The sequence below is a fragment of the Caloramator fervidus genome, from assembly GCF_900108045.1.
Classification (GTDB): Bacteria; Bacillota; Clostridia; order Clostridiales; family Caloramatoraceae; genus Caloramator; species Caloramator fervidus.
The window spans coordinates 45,290-65,590 of record NZ_FNUK01000005.1; the positions used below are offsets into that span (position 1 = coordinate 45,290).

Sequence of the window (20,301 nt, forward strand, 5' to 3'; positions counted from 1 at the left end):
AATGGGTGTCTTAAGACACCCTTATATTTTTGATTTTAATATCTCCAAAGCCTTTTTAATTTGTGGATCATTATCTATAGATACTTCCTTATCTTTAAGCTCTTTAGGCATATCATAAATTATATCAGGAATTATTCCTTTTCCCTGTATGCATTCTCCCTTTGGAGTATAATATCTTGCAATTGTAACCTTTACCCCTGTTCCATCCTTTAAATCAATAACATTTTGAACAAGTCCCTTTCCAAAGGTTTTTGTTCCTATAAGAGTTCCTGCTTTAAAATCCCTTATTGCTCCTGCTAATATCTCAGAGGCACTTGCACTTCCTTCATTTACTAACACAACCAAGGGAATTCCTATGTTTTTAGAATCTGATTTCCAAACTTCCTTTTTACCATTATTATCTATTGTATAAACTATTGTTCCTTGAGGTAAAAGCATATCAGCTATATTAACAGAAGCCTCAAGCAATCCCCCAGGGTTATCCCTAAGGTCTAAAACAAGTCCCTTTATATTTTTCTTTTGAAGCTCATCAATTGCATTCTCAAACTCTTTAAAGGTATTCTCATCAAAAGAACTTATTCTAATATACCCTATATTATCGCTTAAAACTTTGTTCTTTACAGTTTTAAGAACAATTACATCCCTTATAAGTTCGTAATTTTTTACTCCCTTTCCTTCTCTATATATAGTTAAAACTACCTTTGTTCCTTCCTTTCCCCTCATCATCGTAACGGCTTTATCAATATCTCTTGCCGTGATTTCTTTTCCATCAACTTTTAAAATAATATCTCCTGATCTTATTCCTGCCTTTTCTGCTGGACTTCCCTCTATAGGAGCTACAACCGTTAATTTGCCATCCTTTTCTCCAACAACTATTCCAACACCACCATAGGTTCCCCTTGTTTGAGTTAAAAGCTCTTCAAACTGCTTTTTATCTAAATATACCGTATAAGGATCTCCTATGGCATCTACCATACCAGTTATTGCTCCGTCAATCATTTTTTTCTCATCAATATTTTGTTTGTCAACATAACTGTTTGTTACTATATTCTCAACTCTAAACATTTTTTCATACTTCTTTAAGAAATCATATTCAACTTTTGAAACAATCCTCTTTCCTCCAAAAAAAGGTATAGGCAAAACAGAAACTGCTACTGCAGTTATTAAGTTAGTTACAATTAAAGCAACTATAGCATGTTTCAATTTAACCTTTTTATCCATAATTAACACCTCTTAAGCCAAACCTTCTTTTTTATTTTATTAAATTTTTTTATATTTTATTACCAAATTATTGTCCAACAATATAATAAGGTTCTGGATTAACTGGTTCACCATTTATCCTTACCTCAAAGTGAAGGTGCGGTCCTGTTGAATATCCTGTACTTCCTGACTTTGCTATCATATCTCCTTTTTCTACCTTTTGTCCTTCATAAACAAGAATTCTTGATAAATGGGCATAAAGGGAAGTTACTCCACCACCATGATCTATTACAACCGTATATCCATATCCATTTAAATACTGAGCAATTATAACTTCTCCATCGGACATAGCATATATAGGAGTTCCAGTTGGGACTGCAATATCAATACCTGTATGCATTTTCCACTTTTGAAGTATTGGGTGGAATCTATATCCAAAATATGACGTTACCCTAGGAACATATCCTATATCACTAACTTTTATTATACCTGTCTTAGAACCAGAATATACTCTTGAGCCTCCACTTCTTTTTGCAAGCTCTGCTTGAAGTTGTTTTATTTGTGCTTCAAGCCTTTTAGACTCTTGTAATTCTTCATCAAGCAACCTTTCTAGTTCATTTTGATTTTCTTGAAGTTTTTTATAATATCCTCTTTGCTCTTCAACAGCTTGGGATAATTCATATTTTTTACTCATCTGCTCCTTTTGAAGGGCTAAAAGAGTCATTTGCTGCCTTTCTAAAGCTTCTTTTTTAGCCTTTATTTCTTCTTGTTTTTTCTTCATCTCTTTTAAAAGATTTTTATCATAATCTATTATCCTATTAAACAGTTCATAATTTGAAATAAAATCCGAAAAACTTTCTGAAGCTAAAAGAACATCTAAATATCCAATATTTCCTTCCATATACAACGCTCTTAATCTTTTACCATATAAATCCTTTTCACTTTCAAACTCTTCTACTGCTTTTTCAAGTTCCTTATTGGTCTTTTTTATTTCTTCTTTTTTCTGAGATATTTGATAGTTTATATCATCTATCTCATTTTGAATCTTTGTAACTTTACTTTCATATTCCTTAATTTTTTTCATTACCTCTTGTTTTTCATCTTTAATGTCGTCAATTTTGTCCTTTAAATTTTCTATGTTTGATTTTACTTCTTTAAGCTGCTGTTTCTTTTTTGTCAGTTCATCAGCTTTTACAGTAAACGTAGTAAAAAACAAAATAAAAGTTAAAAACAAGGCTATTTTTCTCACTTTCCCACCCCCTTACAAAACAAGATATCTTTTAACTGCTAAATAACTTCCAAGTCCTCCTATCAAAATTCCCATTAACATAAACTTTTTATAAATAAAACTTAGCAATATATTTGCCGAAACCAAATCAAATAAAACCAAGTTTAAGGATACATGATTTACTAAATAAGAATAAGAGTAATATAAAACTAAAATAGAAAAAACAGAGCCTAAAAATCCTAAAAGCACCCCTTCTATTATAAATGGCCACTTTATAAACCAATCGGTAGCTCCTAAATATTTCATTATACTAATCTCACGCCTTCTTGCATATACCGCAAGCTTTATAGTATTAGATATTAAAAACGAAGAAATAACTGCAAGAACTCCCATTAAAACATAACTTACAACCCTTACTATATTTGTAAATCTAATTAACTTTTCCACTATTCCTTTTCCATCATATATTTTTTCTATACCTTCAAATGTAGAAATCTTTTTTGAAACATCTGAAATAAATTCAGGCTTTTCAACCTTAACAACAAAAGATTGAGGAAGAGGATTGTCCATTTCAAAACCTTCAGCAATAACTTTATTTTCACCTAACCTCTTTTTTAAATCTTCAAGGGCTTGTTCCTTTGAAATATAAATTACCTGTGAAACCCCCTTTATATTTTTTATATTCCTCTCAATTTCATTCTTTTTTAAAGTGGTTACGTCATCCTTTAGAAATACCTTTATTTCTAAAGTTTTTCCTATTCCCTCTGCAGCTTTGTTTACATTTAAAGCCAAAACCAAAAATATGCCTAATATAAATAATGAAGCTGCAACCGTACTTATAGATGCAATAGCCATTACTCTATTTCTTACAATGTTTTTTATTCCTTCCTTTAAAAAATACTTTATTCTTCTAATCATCATATCCATATACGCCCCTTTGTTCATCTCTTATTATGACTCCTTTTTCAAGTGCAACAACTCTTTTTCTCATAGCATCTACTATGTCCTTTGCATGGGTAGCCATCACAATAGTTGTCCCACTTTTGTTTATTTCATTTAAAAGCTCCATTATAGCCCATGAATTTTCAGGATCTAAATTTCCTGTGGGCTCATCGCATATTATAAGACTTGGATTATTAGCTAAAGCCCTTGCTATTGCGACTCTTTGCTGTTCTCCTCCTGAAAGCTGGTGAGGATAAAACTTCTCTTTATTAAGTAGTCCTACCAAAGATAATAACTGAGGAACCTTCCTTTTAATATCCTTTGAACTAGCATTTGCAATCTCCATTGCAAATGCTATATTTTCATAAACAGTTTTATCAGATAAAAGCCTAAAATCTTGAAATACTACCCCTATGTTTCTTCTATAAAAAGGAACTTTTCTTCTTTTAAGTTGAGTAATATCAACACCATTAACTATAATTTGCCCGCTAGTTGGTTCAATCTCCTTTAATAAAAGCTTTATAAACGTTGTCTTACCTGCTCCACTTGGACCAACTAAAAATACAAATTCTCCTTTTTTTATACTTAAACTAATATTCGACAAAGCAATATGATTATTTCCATAAATTTTGGATACATTTCTAAACTCTATCATACACACATCCCCTTGCTTCGACTTTTATACTAAATGTATTATAACATAAAAAACAAAAAAATTAACATATTTAATACAAAAAAGCACCTAAATTAGGTGCTTTAATCAAGATTTTTAAATCCTTCTCCAAATACCTCATGAACATTGCTTACAGTTATAAAAGCTTTGTTATCTATTTGTTTTATATATTCCCTTAATCTAATAAATTCACGCCTACTTAAAAGAACAACTAACATATCCTTTTCCTCGTTCGTAAATCCTCCTCTTGCGTGATAGATTGTAACTCCTCTTCCTAATTCATCTATTATAAATTTCTTTATTTCTTCCTCTTTGTCGCTTATTATTTTTACTTCCTTTACAGTGTTAATTCCCTGTATTACTTCGTCAATTACAAATCCATTTAATATAACACCTAAAAGAGCATACATACCCTTTTCTATACCAAAAGTAAATAAAGCTGCTAAAGTAACAATTAAATCAGATACCAATAATGCTTTTCCTATGTTAATATGAAAAAATTTGTTTAATATTTTTGCTATTATATCCGTTCCACCAGTTGACGCATTTTGATTAAACACTATACCCATTCCAACCCCAGCAATTAATATACCATATATAAGTTCCAACAACAAATTATTTGTAAATGGTTTTGATATAGGAAAGTATTTCTCCATAATCCATATAATTCCTGAAAGTCCTAAACTAGCATAAATAGTCTTTGCTCCAAAACTTGGACCTATTAAAATAAAAGCAATTATAAATAATACTATGTTAGCTGCAAGCATAAAAGAACCTACTGATATAGAAGGAAAATAATGATTAACAACAATAGCAAGACCGCTAACTCCACCTGCCGCCAAATTATTTGGGACCAAAAAATATTCAACACCAATAGCTACAAATATCAATCCTATGGTAGTTAAAATATATTCCTTTAATTTTTTCATGCTACCACCTCCCCACATAAAATGATATATTACCCAGGAAATAGACAAAGTCATCTTCAATTCCGCATTTTAATACATATATCATATTTTTTTACTTTTTTCAACATAAAATTATCCGGGAATAAATCCCGGATATTATTTCATTTTTATAGCTTCAATGGCTGCTTTGACTATGTCTTCAGCTGTTAATCCATAATGCTTCATAAGTTCAGCTGGCTTTCCAGATTCTCCAAATGTATCCTTTACCCCTACTCTCTTTACTGGAGCTGGTCTGTATTCTGCTAAAACTTCACAAACTGCACTTCCAAGGCCTCCAATTATGTTATGTTCCTCACAAGTTACTGCACAGCCTGTTTTGCTTACTGACTCAATTATAGCTTTAGAATCTATAGGTTTTATAGTATGAATATTTATAACTTCTGCTTCATATCCTTTTTCTTTTAAAATATCATATGCTTTTAATGCTTCGCTTACCATAATTCCTGTTGCAAATATAGTTACATCTTTTCCTTCTTTTAATTTAACTGCTTTTCCTATTTCAAACTTATATGTATTTTCATCATTTATAGTTGGAACCGATGAGCGTCCTAATCTTATATAAACAGGTCCTACATACTCAGCTGCTGCTTTAACTGCTGCTATAGTTTCAACATCATCACAAGGAACTATAACTGTCATATTGGGTATACTCCTCATTAAAGAAATATCTTCTATTGCTTGATGAGATGCACCATCTTCTCCTACTGTAATTCCTGCATGGGTTGCCGCAATTTTTACGTTAAGATTTGGATAGCATATAGAATTTCTTATCTGTTCAAAGGCCCTTCCTGCAGCAAATATAGCAAATGTGCTAGCAAAAGGAATTTTACCACAAGTTGCAAGACCTGCTGCAGTTCCCATAAGGTCTGCTTCTGCTATACCAATATTAAAAAATCTTTCTGGAAAAGCCTTTGCAAAATCAGATGTTTTTGTAGATTTTGAAAGGTCGGCATCAAGAACAACTATATTTTTATTTTCCTTTCCAAGTTCAACAAGTGCCTTACCATAAGCTTCTCTTGTAGCTAAATTAGGCATTTGTATCACCTCCAAGTTCAGCTAAAGCCTTTTCGCACTGCTCTTTATTTGGTGCAGTTCCATGCCATCCTACAACATTTTCCATAAATGAAACACCTTTTCCTTTTATTGTGTTGGCTATTATAATTGTTGGTTTACCTTTAGTAGCCTTTGCTTCATCAATAGCTTTAAAAATTTGTTCAAAATCATGACCATCAATAACTATAACATGCCATCCAAAAGCTTTAAACTTTTCATCAACTGGCTCTACGTTCATAACTTCAGATACAGGACCATCTATCTGTAATCCATTATGGTCAAGGAAAGCTGTCAAATTATCAAGTTTATAATGAGCTGCTGTCATAGCTGCTTCCCAAACTTGACCTTCTTCAATTTCTCCATCACCTAAAAGAGCATATACCCTATAATCTTTGTTATCTAACTTTCCAGCAAGGGCCATACCATTTGCTACTGATAATCCTTGACCTAATGAACCTGTTGACATATCAACACCTGGAGTATCGTTCATGTTAGGATGCCCTTGTAAAATTGAGCCTAACTTTCTTAAAGTTGATAGATGCTTTTTATCAAAAAATCCTCTTTCTGCAAGAGCTGCATATAAAACAGGGGCTGCATGACCTTTACACAAAACAAATCTATCTCTATCTTCCCATCTTGGATTGTTAGGGTCTATCCTCATCTCACTAAAATATAGCGCAGTTAATATTTCAACTGCTGATAATGAACCACCAGGATGTCCTGAACCAGATTCTGTTAGCATTTTAATAATATCTTTTCTTAGTGTTAATGCTATTTCCTTTAACTTTTGAATATCTCGCATCATTTTCCCTCCTATGTATAAAATTTTAAATATAGATAGGCACTTAAGATACCTTAAGTGCCTTATATTTCAATAAGTCCAAGACTTATTTTTAAGGCATAATCAACCTGTTTCATCATTTCATCACTTATATGTCCTAATTTTTCCCTTAAACGCCTTTTATCTATTGTTCTAATTTGTTCTAAAAGAATTACTGAATCCTTGTTAAGTCCATATTCGGAACTTTTTATTTCAACATGGGTAGGTAGTTTTGCTTTATTTATTTGGGAAGTTATGGCAGCAACTATAACAGTAGGACTGTATTTATTACCTATGTCATTTTGTATAACAAGAACAGGCCTTATGCCACCTTGTTCAGATCCTACAACGGGACTTAAATCAGCATAAAATATATCTCCTCTTTTCACTATTTGAGCCATTTGAATTATCACTCTCCGCTAAACCTGCTTCATATTTAGCTAACTCTTCACATTCTACTGTAATTCCACACTCTGCAAGTTCTATATTAATTTTTGCCATTTCTAAATATCCTTTTTTCATATTTTCAATCATTTCTATTCTCTTTCGCTCCTTTATATATGATATAATTGCTTCCCTAATAAACTGGCTTCTATTTTTATAAGTCTCACTTGCATATTCATCAACTTCATCTAGTAGATTTTCTGGGAGGCTTACTAAAATTTTTTTGTTGTTTGCCATTGTATTACCTCCTAAAAATTAACCTATGTATATTACAAATGCTTACCTTATTATAACATTACTTTATAATTCCTACAAGCCCAAATGCTTTCTTTAAAATTATTCCCTAAAATTTAAAAAATATATCTATACATAGTTTTTTATGCAAACTATTTTACCATCTTCAACATAAACCCTTGGAACTCTCCTTGAAACCATACATAATATTTCATAACTAATTGTTCCTAATCTTTCTGCCAAAACATCTGCGTCATTTTTTGTATTGTCAAAATTTCCCATAACTATAACTTCATCTCCAACATTAACTTCCCCACACTCAGTTACATCTATCATGCACTGATCCATGCATATCCTTCCAACTACAGGGCATAACTTACCATTTACTATAACTTTAGCTTTTTGGAAAAATAAACGAGTAAAGCCATCTGCATATCCAAAAGGTAAAGTAGCTATTTTGCTCTTTCTTTCTGTTATAAAAGCCCTTCCATAACCTATAGGCGTATTTTTTTCTACTTCCTTTACATGCACTATGTTAGCCTTCAATGTCATAACAGGTTTTAAATTTACTTTTGTCTTATCAACATCGTTAGAAGGATAATATCCATAAAGCATTATTCCCGGCCTTACTGCATCAAAATAAGAATTTTCAAGATCTATTATTGCAGCACTATTTGCCATATGTTTTATATCAAATAAAATTCCCTTACCTTCAAGCTTGTCTAAAATACCAATAAAACGTTCAAGCTGAAGATTTGAAAAAGATTTGTCCTTTTCATCTGCAGAAGAAAAATGGGAATATATTCCTTCTAATTTTATATTAGGAAGTTTAGATATTTTTTCTATCTCCTCTATTGCTTCATCGTTTGGCAAAAAACCTATTCTTCCCATTCCAGTATCAATTTTTATATGAATCCTTGCAATTTTTCCTTGTCTTACTGCTTCATCTGAAATAAGTTTTGCATATTCATAGCTAAATACCGTTTGAGTTATATCTTTTTCAACTATTTCCTTTATAAAATTTTTAGAAGAATATCCTAAAATTAATATAGATTCATTAAATCCACTGTTTCTAAGTTCAAAGGCTTCTGTAGCAACAGCTACAGCAAAATATTTTATACCTTCTTCTTTTAAAATCCTTGCAAGTTCAACCGCACCATGTCCATATGCATTAGCCTTTATAACTCCAATTATTTTTTTATCCTTTACAAGCTTTTTTACCTCTCTTATATTATGCCTAAAATTATCAAGATTTATTTCAGCATAGTAGGGCCTAAAATCTTTAAACATCCCCTTCCCCCCAATCACTATATTTTAAATAAGGAATCATCTAAAGTAGGATTATACTTAAAATTATTATACAAAATATTTACCCTAACATTTTCACCCTCATCATAAAAAGTCATTATTTCTGGAAGCATATTATCCTGGTTAAAGAAAAGTTCAACATATTTACGATAAGTAGAATCTTTAAGTTCTACCTTAAAGGAAATATAATTTTTATCTCCTATTCTTTTATAAGATATTTGACTATTATCTAAAAATATTTTTTTATCAATTATTCCTAAAAATATAAAAACATCATCGTCCTTTAGCTTTTGAATACTATACTTTTGATTTATAATAGGATGATATATAAAATACTGCCTTCCATCAAAAACTAAAATTTTCCCTTTTAAAAAAGAAGGAACATTGGTTTCTATTCTAACTAAATTAGGTTCTTTAAAATATTGAACTACCTTATAATGGGATACCCCTTTATTTCCATAAACATCCACTTCCACTTCCGCTGAATAGCTTTTCATATTTATAAGTTTTTGTTTAACATCATCAAAATTATTTTTCCTTGAACAGGATATTAAAAATACTAAAATAAAAAATAAAAATTTAATCTTTCCCACAAAACCACCAAGAAATATTATTTCATTTAATATTTATTCTATTTTATTTATTAGTATGTCTTATCTAATAAAAAATCCAAAATTATTTAAAATATCATGGGCAACAAGCCCATAGCCATATGTTTCGTATGCCTTATCTCCTGCAAGTCCATGAATATATGCCCCTAAAACAGCAGAGTCAAACAAATTATATCCCTGACCTAATAAAGATACTATAAGGCCTGTTAAAACATCGCCACTACCTGCTGTTGCCATTCCTGGATTTCCTGTTGTATTAATATAAACATTTTCTCCATCGGTTACAACAGTGCTTGCCCCTTTAAGCAAAACTATACATCTATATTCTTTAGCAAACTTTTTTGCAACTTCAACCCTATTTTTATTTATAAATTCAACACAAAGTCCTGTAAGCCTTGCCATTTCAGCAGGATGAGGAGTTAACAATACATTAGCTTTAGAATTTTTTAAAATGCTAACATCCTTTGATAAAATATTAATACCATCAGCATCAATAACTAAATTTTTGTCATATCTTTTTAAAATTTCTTTTAAAGTAACAAAAAGCTCATCATAATTTCCAAGACCTACTCCAAAAGCTATTGCATCTGCTTTATCTAATATAATGTTTAAATTAGCCTCATCTATAAAAATATATCCATTCTTTTCATCACAAGGAATATATACTGCCTCTGGCACCAAAGCTCCTACTCTATCCATTATGCTCCTTGGAAATACTCCATAAACAAGCCCAGCTCCACTTCTTAAAGCAGATTTTAACGCTAAAATAACAGCACCTGACATTTTATAGTTTCCACCAATTATAAAAACTTTACCATAGTTCCCCTTATTAGTATCTATCCTCCTCCTTTTTATAAGGTACATAGGATATCCATCATCATTAGTTAAAGTTTTTATGTTTTGTTCTTTTATACATTCTTTTGGAATTCCTATCTTTTTAACCAAAACCTTTCCTGAAGCTTCCCTTCCCTCTCCTAATATATGCCCAAACTTCAAGCACTCAAAGGTTACTGTAATATCTGCAAAGACACACTTTCCTAAACACTTTCCATCATCACTGCTTATTCCTGAAGGAATATCTACAGATAAAATTTTATTTGCATCATTAATTACATCTATAACTTTTTTTATATCATCTCTAACCTCTCCTGAAATGCCAGTTCCTAACACTGCATCAACTACAAGATCCGAACTTTTAACTTTTTCCCTTAATTTTTCTAAATCACTTTTTATTTCCAAGCCCATATTAATTAAAATATCTAAGTTAACCTTTGCATCGCCCTTTACCTTTGTTTTATCAGGAAAACAAAAAACATCTACCTCATAATTTTTATTTAAAAGCAATCTTGCAAGAGCAAAACCATCTCCTCCGTTATTGCCTATTCCACATACTATAGTAACATTCCTAGGTTTTAATTTCTCTATCTCTTCTAGCACAGCAAAAGCTGCATTTTCCATAAGAATAATTCCTGGAATCTTATATTTTTCTATAGCCCTTTTATCTATTTGTTTCATATCTTCAGAAGAAACAACAAACATACCTATCCCTCCGCAACTGCAAAGGCTGTTGCATAGTCCCTACAATGGGAAATGCTGATATGAACCCTCTTAATTCCTTTTTGATTTGCTGCTTGAAAAGCTTTGTTATGTAGAACAACAATAGGAACTGACCCATCCTTTAAAATTTCTATATCAGTCCACTTAAAAGTAATTCCAGTGCCAAGAGCTTTAGATACAGCTTCCTTTGCACAAAAATATCCTGCGTAACTTTCAAAATTTTTTTCTTTTAAATAATCTAACTCCCTATTTGTATATATCTTAGTTAAAAATCTTTTATTTTTTTTTATAATCTTTTCTATTCTGTTTATCTCTATAATATCTACTCCAACGCCTAAAATCATAAAAAACTACCCCTTACTTAGATTATAAATCAACTCTTTAAAAAATGCAAAAAATTATCCCCACTTAAAAATGGGGATAATTATGCTATGGCATATTTTATATACTTTTCATTTAAGTCCTTTTCAAAATCATCAACCCATCTGTCACATAACTCACCAACAACATCTATTAAATGAACAGGGGATACCTGATTTTTAGCTAATTTGTCAATTAAATCCTCAACCTTATTTTTATAAGGAGATATAAACTCTATCATTTCTTCCTCTAATAAAATGTTTCCTTCATCTTTTACTTGTTCAGAAGTTATACATATTCCATATCCTACAACATTAACATATTTATCCTTAAAATTAATTAATTTGCTAGTCTCTACAAGATAATACCTATACAATATATTTTTAAAGTTATCCGCAACTACATAACAGTGACAAAGTTCATTTTTTATTCTCATTTTCCCCACCCCATATACTTAATTACTGCTTAAATTTTATCATTCTTTCCTTTAAAAATTTGTTATAATTTAGTATAAAAATTATAAAAAATTATTCTATAAAACGACATAAAAATCACAAATATTACTTAATATTTAAATATATTTCAAGATGATTTCTCATCTTTTCAGAAAGCTGTCTATTTATAGTATTTATGAAAATTTTATTTCCTTCTATTTGAAACTGAAAATCTTTATATCCCTCCTTTGTCAAATAGGAAGGAATATCCTCAGGTTTTTCCTTAGTTAAAACAACATCACCGATAAACTCCCCATCAACATAAACCTCATAACTTGTCATTTTTATTCCTCCTTCGTTTTTTAATTTATTTTCTCCAAAAAATAAAAAGAGGATACAAACTTTTGCATCCTCTATTTACAAAGCTCTTTAAAGTTGCAATTGCCGTTACACTCAATACTTTTAAAATCACTAAAATTTTTATTTTCCATGTTTTCAAAAATATTTTTCAAATCCTTCAAAATATAATTTATTTCATCCTCATTAAAGTTTATCTCAATTAGCTCTCCTATATCTAAAAGATACATATAAGTTTTTATATCCTTTAAGTTAGATAATATATTTTTAGTTATACTTTTTATAGCATAGTAATATATTATAAATTGTGGCTTATAATATTCTATAATATCTTTTACATCTTTTATTTTATTAGTTTTATAATCTATTATATTTATGTTATAAAATCCATCTACATTGAATATATCCACCCTATCTATTATTCCAAACACAGATATACTGCTTTGCGGAACTAAAACTTTAAAGCTAACTTCAGCTTCACTTTTTACTTTATCTCCTTTATTTAAGACTTTATAGGTATCTTCTATTTTTTTGAAATTTTCTAAATATCTTTCTATATACTTAAACTCATTGTTTAAATGAAAATATCCTTTATTCAAATAATCTTCCAACGCTTTATGAACTAAGGTTCCCTTTTTAGCACCATTAAGAACTTTTATTTTTTCATCTTCATTTAAATCCTCATAATAAATTAAATCATCTTCCTCTAATTTTGCTATATACTTAAAATAATATTTTTTAGGACATTCTTTATATGTCATATACCTTGAAACGCTTACAACTGACTTTGTAATATATTCTGGTTTAAATTCCAATCTTTTAAGTATATTAACACTTTTAACTTCGTTTTGTAAACATTTTCCTTTATCCTTTTTAAAATCAAAAAATTTCTTTGTTAGGTTAACATAAGAATCTAAATCTTTATTCTTAAATTTACTTATATAAGTTATATACTTTTCATCTTTTTCATAACCTGAAAATCCAAGAAACCTTATAGCTCTTGTCAAAGCTACATACAGTATCCTTATCTCTTCATTTAACTCCTCTTGTTCAATTTCCTTTTTTAAATCATCAAATAGATTTTGTTCAAATCCCTCTAATTTATGACAAGCAACTATTCCATATTCCTTATGGTATATAAACTTTTGCTTATACTCTTTTTTAATAACCCTATCAAGTCCTGGAACAAATACTATTTCAAATTCTAATCCCTTTGAAGCATGAATTGTCATTATCTTTACTGCATCGCTATCCTCTGTGTCTAAAAATGCCTCCCCTTCTTTTGAGGATATTTCTTTTAAATTTTCAATATACTCTATAAAGTCAAAAGAAGTAAATATTCCTTTATTATCAAATTCCCTAGCTATTTCAATAAACTTTTCCACATTCCTATATTTTTGAATTCCATTTTCTAAAGACAAAAGTATCTCTTTTATCTTTAAATCCTCAATCACCTTACATAAAAATTTATGAACAGTATAATAAGGAACTAAGCCTTTAAGTTCTTCTATCTTATATAATATTTTCCTTTTAAATTCATCTAAAGACATCTTTTCTGCAATATCCCTAAAACTATTCCCCTCTCTTAAAAGCTTAAACATATCAACTATTAAGTCATCAGAAAATCCAACAAAGGGACTTCTTAAAAAACCCAAAAGAGCTACTTCATCGTTAAACTTATAAAAATACTTTAGCATATTTATAATATCTAATACTTCCTGCTTTGAAAAATAACCTATACCCCCAACTAAAGTATATGGAATATTATTTTTCTTAAAGGCCCGTTCTAACTCTTCAACATCATTTCTATCTCTTATTAAGATAACTATGTCTTTATAGTCAAATCCATTTTGAATTAGCTTATTTATCCTATCTATTATAAACTCAACTTCTTCATCCCTTGAAGCAATATTAATTTCATCTTTATAGTCAAAAATCTTAAGATCTTCTACTTGTATTTTCCCAGTTCTTAGTCTTTCTTTTATATCCTCCATTTTTTCTTTTAAATTTGATTCTTCCTTTTTACTTTTTTGAAAAAATTTATATTCAAATCCAGCTAACCCCAAGACTTTTCCTGAACATTTTATTTTCTCATATCCTTCAATAACTTCATCAAACATGTCATTTATAATTTTAACTAAATCATCATGACTTCTAAAATTGATTGATAAAGTAAGTTTCTCACCCTTTTTTTGTATCATCTCAGTTACTTTTTCAAAAACTTTATAATTTGTACCTCTAAAAGAGTATATGGATTGTTTTATATCTCCAACAACAAATAATTTTCCATCATGTACTTTTTCAATATCACCTACTAAATTCTTAAGAATTTCAAATTGTATATCGTTTGTATCTTGAAACTCATCAACTAAAAAATATTTATATCTTTTTATCAAATCTTCTCTAACATCCTCATGCTCTTTTAAAAGCTTTAAAGTTAAAATTTCTAAATCATTAAAGTCAAGAAGTCCTTCCTTAAGTTTTAATTGGGTATATTTTTCATTTATTTTATATATTAAATTTGCCACTAAAACTTCAATTTTTTCTATCTTCTTTAACTTTTCACTATCATTTTTATAAAATTTACTTAAATTATCCATAGTTTTTGATAATACTTCATTTATATCACTGCCTTTTTCCCTTATTTTTCTATACATTTTTTTTATTTCTTTATTAAAAGTTCCCTTTGAAACATATTCTATACCAAATTGTTCAAATAAAGCATCAAAATGTTCTTCAAAAGATGTATCTTGTAAAAATTCCTCTATAACATCTTCAATTATTTTTGTTAATATAGTTTCAGAATCAACTTCCTCAATTATTTGATACATAGGCTCAAGCTCCAATTTATAATAATACTCCCTTATTATTTTATCGCAGAAGCTATGAAATGTTGAAATGTTTGCTTGATCTAATTTTTCCTTAATCTTTATAAGTTTGCTTTTCAAATTATCATTGCTTTTTAAAACAAACTGATTTACCAACTCTAAAATTCTACTTTTCATTTCTAAAGCTGCTTTTTTAGTAAAGGTTATTGCAACAATATCATCGATATCGCAGCTTGTCTCAAGTAAAAGCCTTAAAAACCTCCTAGTTAAAACCCGTGTTTTCCCTGAGCCTGCTCCTGCATGTAAAGCAATATTTTTGTTTATATCAAGAGCTAAAGCTTGTTCATCATTTACCTCATAAATCTCTTTTATTTTTTCTACATCCATTTTACCACCTTGCCTTCTTTAAAATCCTATCAAGCTCATACCTACATATATCTGAAAAAGAACAGCTAAATTTATTAAAACCTTTCTTTGGACAATTTAAAGGTAAAGTAAAATCTCCTTTTTTTATCCTTTCTATTCTTGATTCAATATGGCTTTTCTTTATATATTCAAGGACAGTATCAAAATTATCACAAGATAAAGTTACAGTTTTTCCTTTTACTCCAATTTTATTTTTTGTATCTTCTATTATAATTCCACTATACTTTGGTTTTCCTTCTTTTGCTGTATTTTTTATGCTGTAATATAAAAGAGCAATAGCTTTTGGGTCAAAACCTTTTTCCCTTAAAATATTCTGAACCACATAAAAGTAAGTTGAAATTTGAATATCATTCCCCTTTAAAATTCCAATTAAATTTTTATCTTTAACATCTCCTTTTTTATAATCATATACTACAAAATATCCTGTTGGTTTTCCATCTAATATCTCCATATCCACCCTATCTATTCTTCCTTTTATTTTAACACCCTCTATTATTTTTTCAGAAACAAAGGTATGCTCAACCAATATAGGTCTTAAATTGAATTTATTTAAAAATTCTATATCTTTCTTTAAGAAACTTTTAATAACATTTAAAATTTCTGCTTTCCTTCTTTTTATCAAAATATTAGTTTCTAAAATACCTTTTTTACGCATTATCTTCTCAACTATATCCTCAATAAAAAGCTCATCATATTCTATTTCATATCCTCTATCAATAAAATACTTATAATACTCCTTTAAAACTTCATGATATAAATTTCCTTCCGAAAGGTGAGAAAAAATGTCATCTTCCTCATCATATCCAACCTCAATAAGGTTTTCTAAAAAAAACTTAAAAGGACAATTTAAAAAATAGTTTATAGTAGATACACTAAAAGCATATTCACAATTAAAAACTTGAGCCTTGTTTTCACCAACTAACCCATCATAATTTGTAAACTTTTCACTCCATCTTAAAAACTCCATTTCCTTCCCCTTTTGAATATAACTTAAAGTCAATTCATCAAGTTTTTGTAAAAATTTTGCATCATCATAAAATCCTAATGAATAAGAGTTTATCAATTCCTTTTTGGTATATATGTTTTCTATTTTTAAATTAAATCTATCCCTCATGCACCTTTGATAAAGTTTTTTTACCTTTTCCTCAATTCCTAAAGTAAAAATAACCTCATCTAAAAATGCAGACTTTATAATATATGACCCATCTTCATTAGATGTTCTATAACTTAAAAAAATACCTTTTTCACAAGATGCTATTGACATTATAAACCTTATTTTTTCTTTATCATATTCAAAGGATCTTGCTCCAAGGTTTATTCCATTTTTATAAAAAATTTCCTTTTCCCTTGACGTATATATCCCTGAAGTCCCAAAGTTTCTAGGAAAAATTCCTTCATTAAGTCCTAAAATTAAAACATAATCATAACTTATACCTCTTATAAGATCTGGGGATAAAACTTTTATTCCATAGCTTGGTTTATTTTTTAAAGTAACTGAAACTTCATTAATATTTTCATTTATAATTTCTATAAATTCTTCAAAGGATATACTATTTCGCAAAAGCTTATAGGAATTATTAAGCTCCTCTAAAAGATCTAAAAAAGCTAACAGAGCTTTCATGTCCCTTAATGCAATATCAATTGGGATCAAACCTTCTTTATATGCCTTCATTATTTTCTGCTTTACTTTTAGCTTATCAATTATGCCTACAACCATCCCCTTAAAATTTTCAAATAAATCATTATCTTTTACTTTTAAAATTGAATCTATAAAATCAATCCATTCCTTTAATTTTTTTATATTTTCCTTTAATTCAAAATCGCTGTTAATAAGCTTTTCAATATATTCCCTTGTTTTTTCACCTTTATATGTTAAATTTAAAACTTCCCTTAACTTTTCTTTATCATCTAAATCAAAAAGATAAGGGGATAACAATACATCCTCTAGTTTATTTTTATCAAACAAATCGAATCTTAAAGTAATTAAATTTAAAATACTTCTTATCAATGGTATGTTTTTAAGATTTTCAAAATCAGCCAGCATTACAGGTATTTCATATTCGTTAAATATATCTAATATATAACTTTGATAGCTTTCTAAGTCATTTACTATTAAAGCTATTTTATCAAGTTCAGTTTCATCATTCATTATAATATCTTTTATTATCCTTGCCGCTTGTCTTACTTCATCTTCAATACAAGGAGCATTAATAATCTTTAAGTTTAAATCTTTTTCTAACCTTTCAAAAGTAAAAAGCTTTTTAGCTAAAAGCTTAAAATCTCCAGTTTTATTTTCTTCATAAATTTCTACCTTCAAATCTTTATATACCCTTAAAATTTCCTTTTCTATAAATAAATCTATAAAATCAGTTCTTAATGGTATATTACCTATAAAATTTATATTGTTATAACAATTCTTTATAGATTTTAATAAAGCTTCTTCGTTTTTAAATATATCTAAGTAACCATCTAAGACTATAAGCTCAACATCCTTTAAATACTGAGAATCTTTAACATTATCTGATGCAAACCTTAAAAGATCATCCATATCATAAAGTTTTAACCTATTAAGTTTTTCTTGATATTTTTCATAAATCCTATAAACGTCTAAAGATTTTAACTTTATTCGACTATCTTCTATGGAATTAACTTTATCTAAAAATTCATTTGGCGATAAGTTTTCTTTTTTTATTCTCCTTATTGTATTATATAAACTAATAACAAACCCCTTCTTTAAAGCAACCATATTAAAATAACTTATATCATTTAAGTTTTCCTTTATAACCTGTTGTAATATAATTAACGAAGCTTTTGTAGATATTAATTCCCTATCTAGTTTATCCATTACAATATTTCTTGCAAGATCATCAAAGGTAATTACATCTATGTAAAAAAGTCCCCCCAAATTCTCCATTATTTTTTCCCTTGCAAAACTTATAACTTCCCTTGAAGGAGCAAGATATACAACCTTCTTGCCTTTTTTTATAACTTCAATACATTTTTTAAACATAAAATCACCCTCCAGCTTTATTTTAGTATAACTAGAAGGTGATTATCAATTAAACTTCATTTTAAAATTTCTTCTGCCTTTGTATAAACTGCTCTTTTTACAAAATTATAAAGTCCTAAGGCAATTGCTCCTCCCAAAGCTCCTGTAAAAAATGACACTAAAAGCATAAAAAACTTATCATTTACTTTAGACGCAAATATTAACATGGCTAATAAACTCCCAACAAAATTTGCTAGTCCTCCTGATAATATAGCCTTTAAAAACTCATTTATTTTTATAAAAAATATTAAATCCACAGCAATCCCAGATAAAGGATAAGTTATTAAAACCCAAAATCCCCACTTTCCTGCAAATCCTAAAATCAAAACCAAAATAGCTTGAATTAAAGAAAACAAAGTAGCACAAAATTTTTTGTTAATAAAAAATGCTATTAAAACAATCCACATCATATAAATACATCCCACTAAAATTCCTGCAATAGGTAAAGGCCCTGCTAAAATCTTTAAGTAGGGCTTTGTAATTACCGAAATTGCAGCAATAAGTGAAATTAAAATCATCTCTTTGATAGTAAATCTCATGTTTATCCCCCTTTTATAACAGTTATAACAGAACAATTTTTAGTATTTAATAAAATTAATTCATCCTTATACTTTATAATTTCATCTTTTAATAAATCAAAAACCATGCTCCTATTTAATTTTTCACCTAGTCTTTCACATACAAATTTATAGATATCGTCATAATCTTTAAAGGTCTTATGAAAATTTATTTTAAAAAAATTAACAGAAAAAGCACAATTTTTTTCATCAAGCATTTTTACAATATTTAAATAGGGCTTTGAAGTTTTTACTTCTTTATTTAAAAAATTTAAAATCTTATAAAGGCTAAATTCATACTCTTTACTTTTTGTTTGAGTAATTATAAATATATATTTTCTAACTTTACTGTAAAGTTTTTCAAACTGATAAGGATCCTTTAAAGAATTTGCAGCAAAAGCACATATAGCAACATCACATATAGGAGGATCGAAATATTCAAAGGAAGATAAATGGCACTTTATATTTAAATTTTGCCTTTTTACTTCATCAATTAAAGCATCAAACATGTAGATTGAAGAATCTACCGCAACAAGCTTTGCTCCAAGCTTTGATAAAGGCACAGAAAAAGTTCCAGGACCACTTCCTATATCTAAAATAGTAATATCTTTAAAACTGCCAACAATTCCTTTTATAAACTCTAAAATTTTTTTTGGATAATCGTTTATATCAAGTTTTAAATCCTTTACATATTCTTTAGCCTTTAATCTATCTATATTAAAAGTCCTTTTACCCTTTAGAGGAATATTTAGACGTTTTAAATAATCAATTATTTCATCAAAAATATAATCCCTATTAGACAAAGTAACATCAAATATTACAACATCCTTCCTGTTTTTTATTGTATTTAAAAATTCATTATTACATTTTTTTAAAACTCCAATAACTAATTTACTACTATCAAGTATTTCAAATACCTTATTTTTAAAATTTTCTGCCTGTATTTCAAAAAATCCTATTTCATCCATAACAATACAATCTCTATAATTTAAACTATTCGTTAATATTTCTACGCCAACAGTTTCAAAAATGTCTTTATAAATTTCTGGCAGTTTATGTTTGTTTATTTTACCTATTATGTTGTTACATCTACCATCATATAACGAAACCATATCAAACTTAATTTCATCTCTATAAACTATCTTTTTCTCATAAAATCCTCCAATCGAACAATCTATTTTATTGACAATTTTAAATAATAATGTGCTCTTTCCAATCCCTTTATCTCCTGTTAAAAATATATTTTTCATAC

Annotated in this window: 19 protein-coding genes; all 19 read right to left on the bottom strand. The window is 28.6% G+C overall.

The annotated features are described in order from the left end of the window. Positions 1-21 precede the first annotated feature (21 nt). On the bottom strand, positions 22-1,221 hold the full coding sequence (locus C4R78_RS02880; protein ID WP_103895593.1) for a S41 family peptidase: 1,200 nt from the start codon (positions 1,219-1,221) through the stop codon (positions 22-24). 67 nt (positions 1,222-1,288) lie between these two features. Next, on the bottom strand, positions 1,289-2,449 hold the full coding sequence (locus tag C4R78_RS02885; RefSeq protein ID WP_103895594.1) for a murein hydrolase activator EnvC family protein: 1,161 nt from the start codon (positions 2,447-2,449) through the stop codon (positions 1,289-1,291). 12 nt (positions 2,450-2,461) lie between these two features. Beyond that, positions 2,462-3,355 carry a permease-like cell division protein FtsX gene (ftsX, locus tag C4R78_RS02890; protein WP_103895595.1) on the bottom strand — a complete coding sequence of 298 codons (894 nt, stop codon included), beginning with the start codon at positions 3,353-3,355 and terminating at the stop codon, positions 2,462-2,464. Further along, the gene (gene ftsE / locus C4R78_RS02895; protein WP_103895596.1) at positions 3,339-4,025 is read right to left on the bottom strand and encodes a cell division ATP-binding protein FtsE; all 687 of its coding nucleotides are present in this window, start codon (positions 4,023-4,025) and stop codon (positions 3,339-3,341) included. Before ftsE ends, ftsX begins: the two co-directional genes overlap by 17 nt. Positions 4,026-4,126: 101 nt before the next feature. After that, complete coding sequence (locus tag C4R78_RS02900) at positions 4,127-4,972, bottom strand: YitT family protein (RefSeq protein WP_103895597.1); 846 nt, start codon at positions 4,970-4,972, stop codon at positions 4,127-4,129. A 135-nt stretch (positions 4,973-5,107) separates the two neighbouring features. After that, positions 5,108-6,046, bottom strand: a complete 939-nt coding sequence (locus C4R78_RS02905) for a transketolase family protein (protein ID WP_103895598.1) — start codon at positions 6,044-6,046, stop codon at positions 5,108-5,110. After that, positions 6,039-6,869: a transketolase gene (locus C4R78_RS02910; protein ID WP_103895599.1), complete on the bottom strand. Its 831-nt coding sequence runs from the start codon at positions 6,867-6,869 to the stop codon at positions 6,039-6,041. The genes C4R78_RS02905 and C4R78_RS02910 overlap by 8 nt, the downstream gene beginning before the upstream one ends. A gap of 59 nt (positions 6,870-6,928) precedes the next feature. Then, positions 6,929-7,285 carry a type II toxin-antitoxin system PemK/MazF family toxin gene (locus C4R78_RS02915; protein ID WP_103895600.1) on the bottom strand — a complete coding sequence of 119 codons (357 nt, stop codon included), beginning with the start codon at positions 7,283-7,285 and terminating at the stop codon, positions 6,929-6,931. Continuing rightward, entirely contained in the window at positions 7,245-7,565 is a 321-nt protein-coding gene (locus C4R78_RS02920) for a CopG family ribbon-helix-helix protein (RefSeq protein ID WP_103895601.1), read from the bottom strand. The genes C4R78_RS02915 and C4R78_RS02920 overlap by 41 nt, the downstream gene beginning before the upstream one ends. 126 nt (positions 7,566-7,691) lie before the next feature. Beyond that, on the bottom strand, positions 7,692-8,852 hold the full coding sequence (alr, locus tag C4R78_RS02925) for an alanine racemase (RefSeq protein ID WP_103895602.1): 1,161 nt from the start codon (positions 8,850-8,852) through the stop codon (positions 7,692-7,694). 17 nt (positions 8,853-8,869) lie between these two features. Beyond that, the gene (locus C4R78_RS02930; RefSeq protein WP_103895603.1) at positions 8,870-9,463 is read right to left on the bottom strand and encodes a LolA family protein; all 594 of its coding nucleotides are present in this window, start codon (positions 9,461-9,463) and stop codon (positions 8,870-8,872) included. 60 nt (positions 9,464-9,523) lie between these two features. Further along, the gene (locus tag C4R78_RS02935; protein WP_103895604.1) at positions 9,524-11,020 is read right to left on the bottom strand and encodes an NAD(P)H-hydrate dehydratase; all 1,497 of its coding nucleotides are present in this window, start codon (positions 11,018-11,020) and stop codon (positions 9,524-9,526) included. Between the two features lie 2 nt (positions 11,021-11,022). Next, positions 11,023-11,382: a holo-ACP synthase gene (acpS, locus tag C4R78_RS02940; RefSeq protein ID WP_103895605.1), complete on the bottom strand. Its 360-nt coding sequence runs from the start codon at positions 11,380-11,382 to the stop codon at positions 11,023-11,025. An 80-nt stretch (positions 11,383-11,462) separates the two neighbouring features. Then, the gene (locus C4R78_RS02945) at positions 11,463-11,834 is read right to left on the bottom strand and encodes a DUF6514 family protein (protein ID WP_103895606.1); all 372 of its coding nucleotides are present in this window, start codon (positions 11,832-11,834) and stop codon (positions 11,463-11,465) included. Positions 11,835-11,958: 124 nt separating this feature from the next. Further along, entirely contained in the window at positions 11,959-12,174 is a 216-nt protein-coding gene (locus C4R78_RS02950) for a hypothetical protein (RefSeq protein WP_103895607.1), read from the bottom strand. 71 nt (positions 12,175-12,245) lie between these two features. Then, positions 12,246-15,404, bottom strand: a complete 3,159-nt coding sequence (locus C4R78_RS02955) for a UvrD-helicase domain-containing protein (RefSeq protein ID WP_103895608.1) — start codon at positions 15,402-15,404, stop codon at positions 12,246-12,248. Between the two features lies 1 nt (position 15,405). Beyond that, positions 15,406-18,453 carry a PD-(D/E)XK nuclease family protein gene (locus C4R78_RS02960; RefSeq protein WP_103895609.1) on the bottom strand — a complete coding sequence of 1,016 codons (3,048 nt, stop codon included), beginning with the start codon at positions 18,451-18,453 and terminating at the stop codon, positions 15,406-15,408. Positions 18,454-18,509: 56 nt separating this feature from the next. Continuing rightward, complete coding sequence (locus C4R78_RS02965) at positions 18,510-19,031, bottom strand: ECF transporter S component (protein ID WP_103895610.1); 522 nt, start codon at positions 19,029-19,031, stop codon at positions 18,510-18,512. 2 nt (positions 19,032-19,033) lie between these two features. Beyond that, positions 19,034-20,299: a nucleoside-triphosphatase gene (locus C4R78_RS02970; RefSeq protein WP_103895611.1), complete on the bottom strand. Its 1,266-nt coding sequence runs from the start codon at positions 20,297-20,299 to the stop codon at positions 19,034-19,036. Positions 20,300-20,301: the final 2 nt, after the last annotated feature.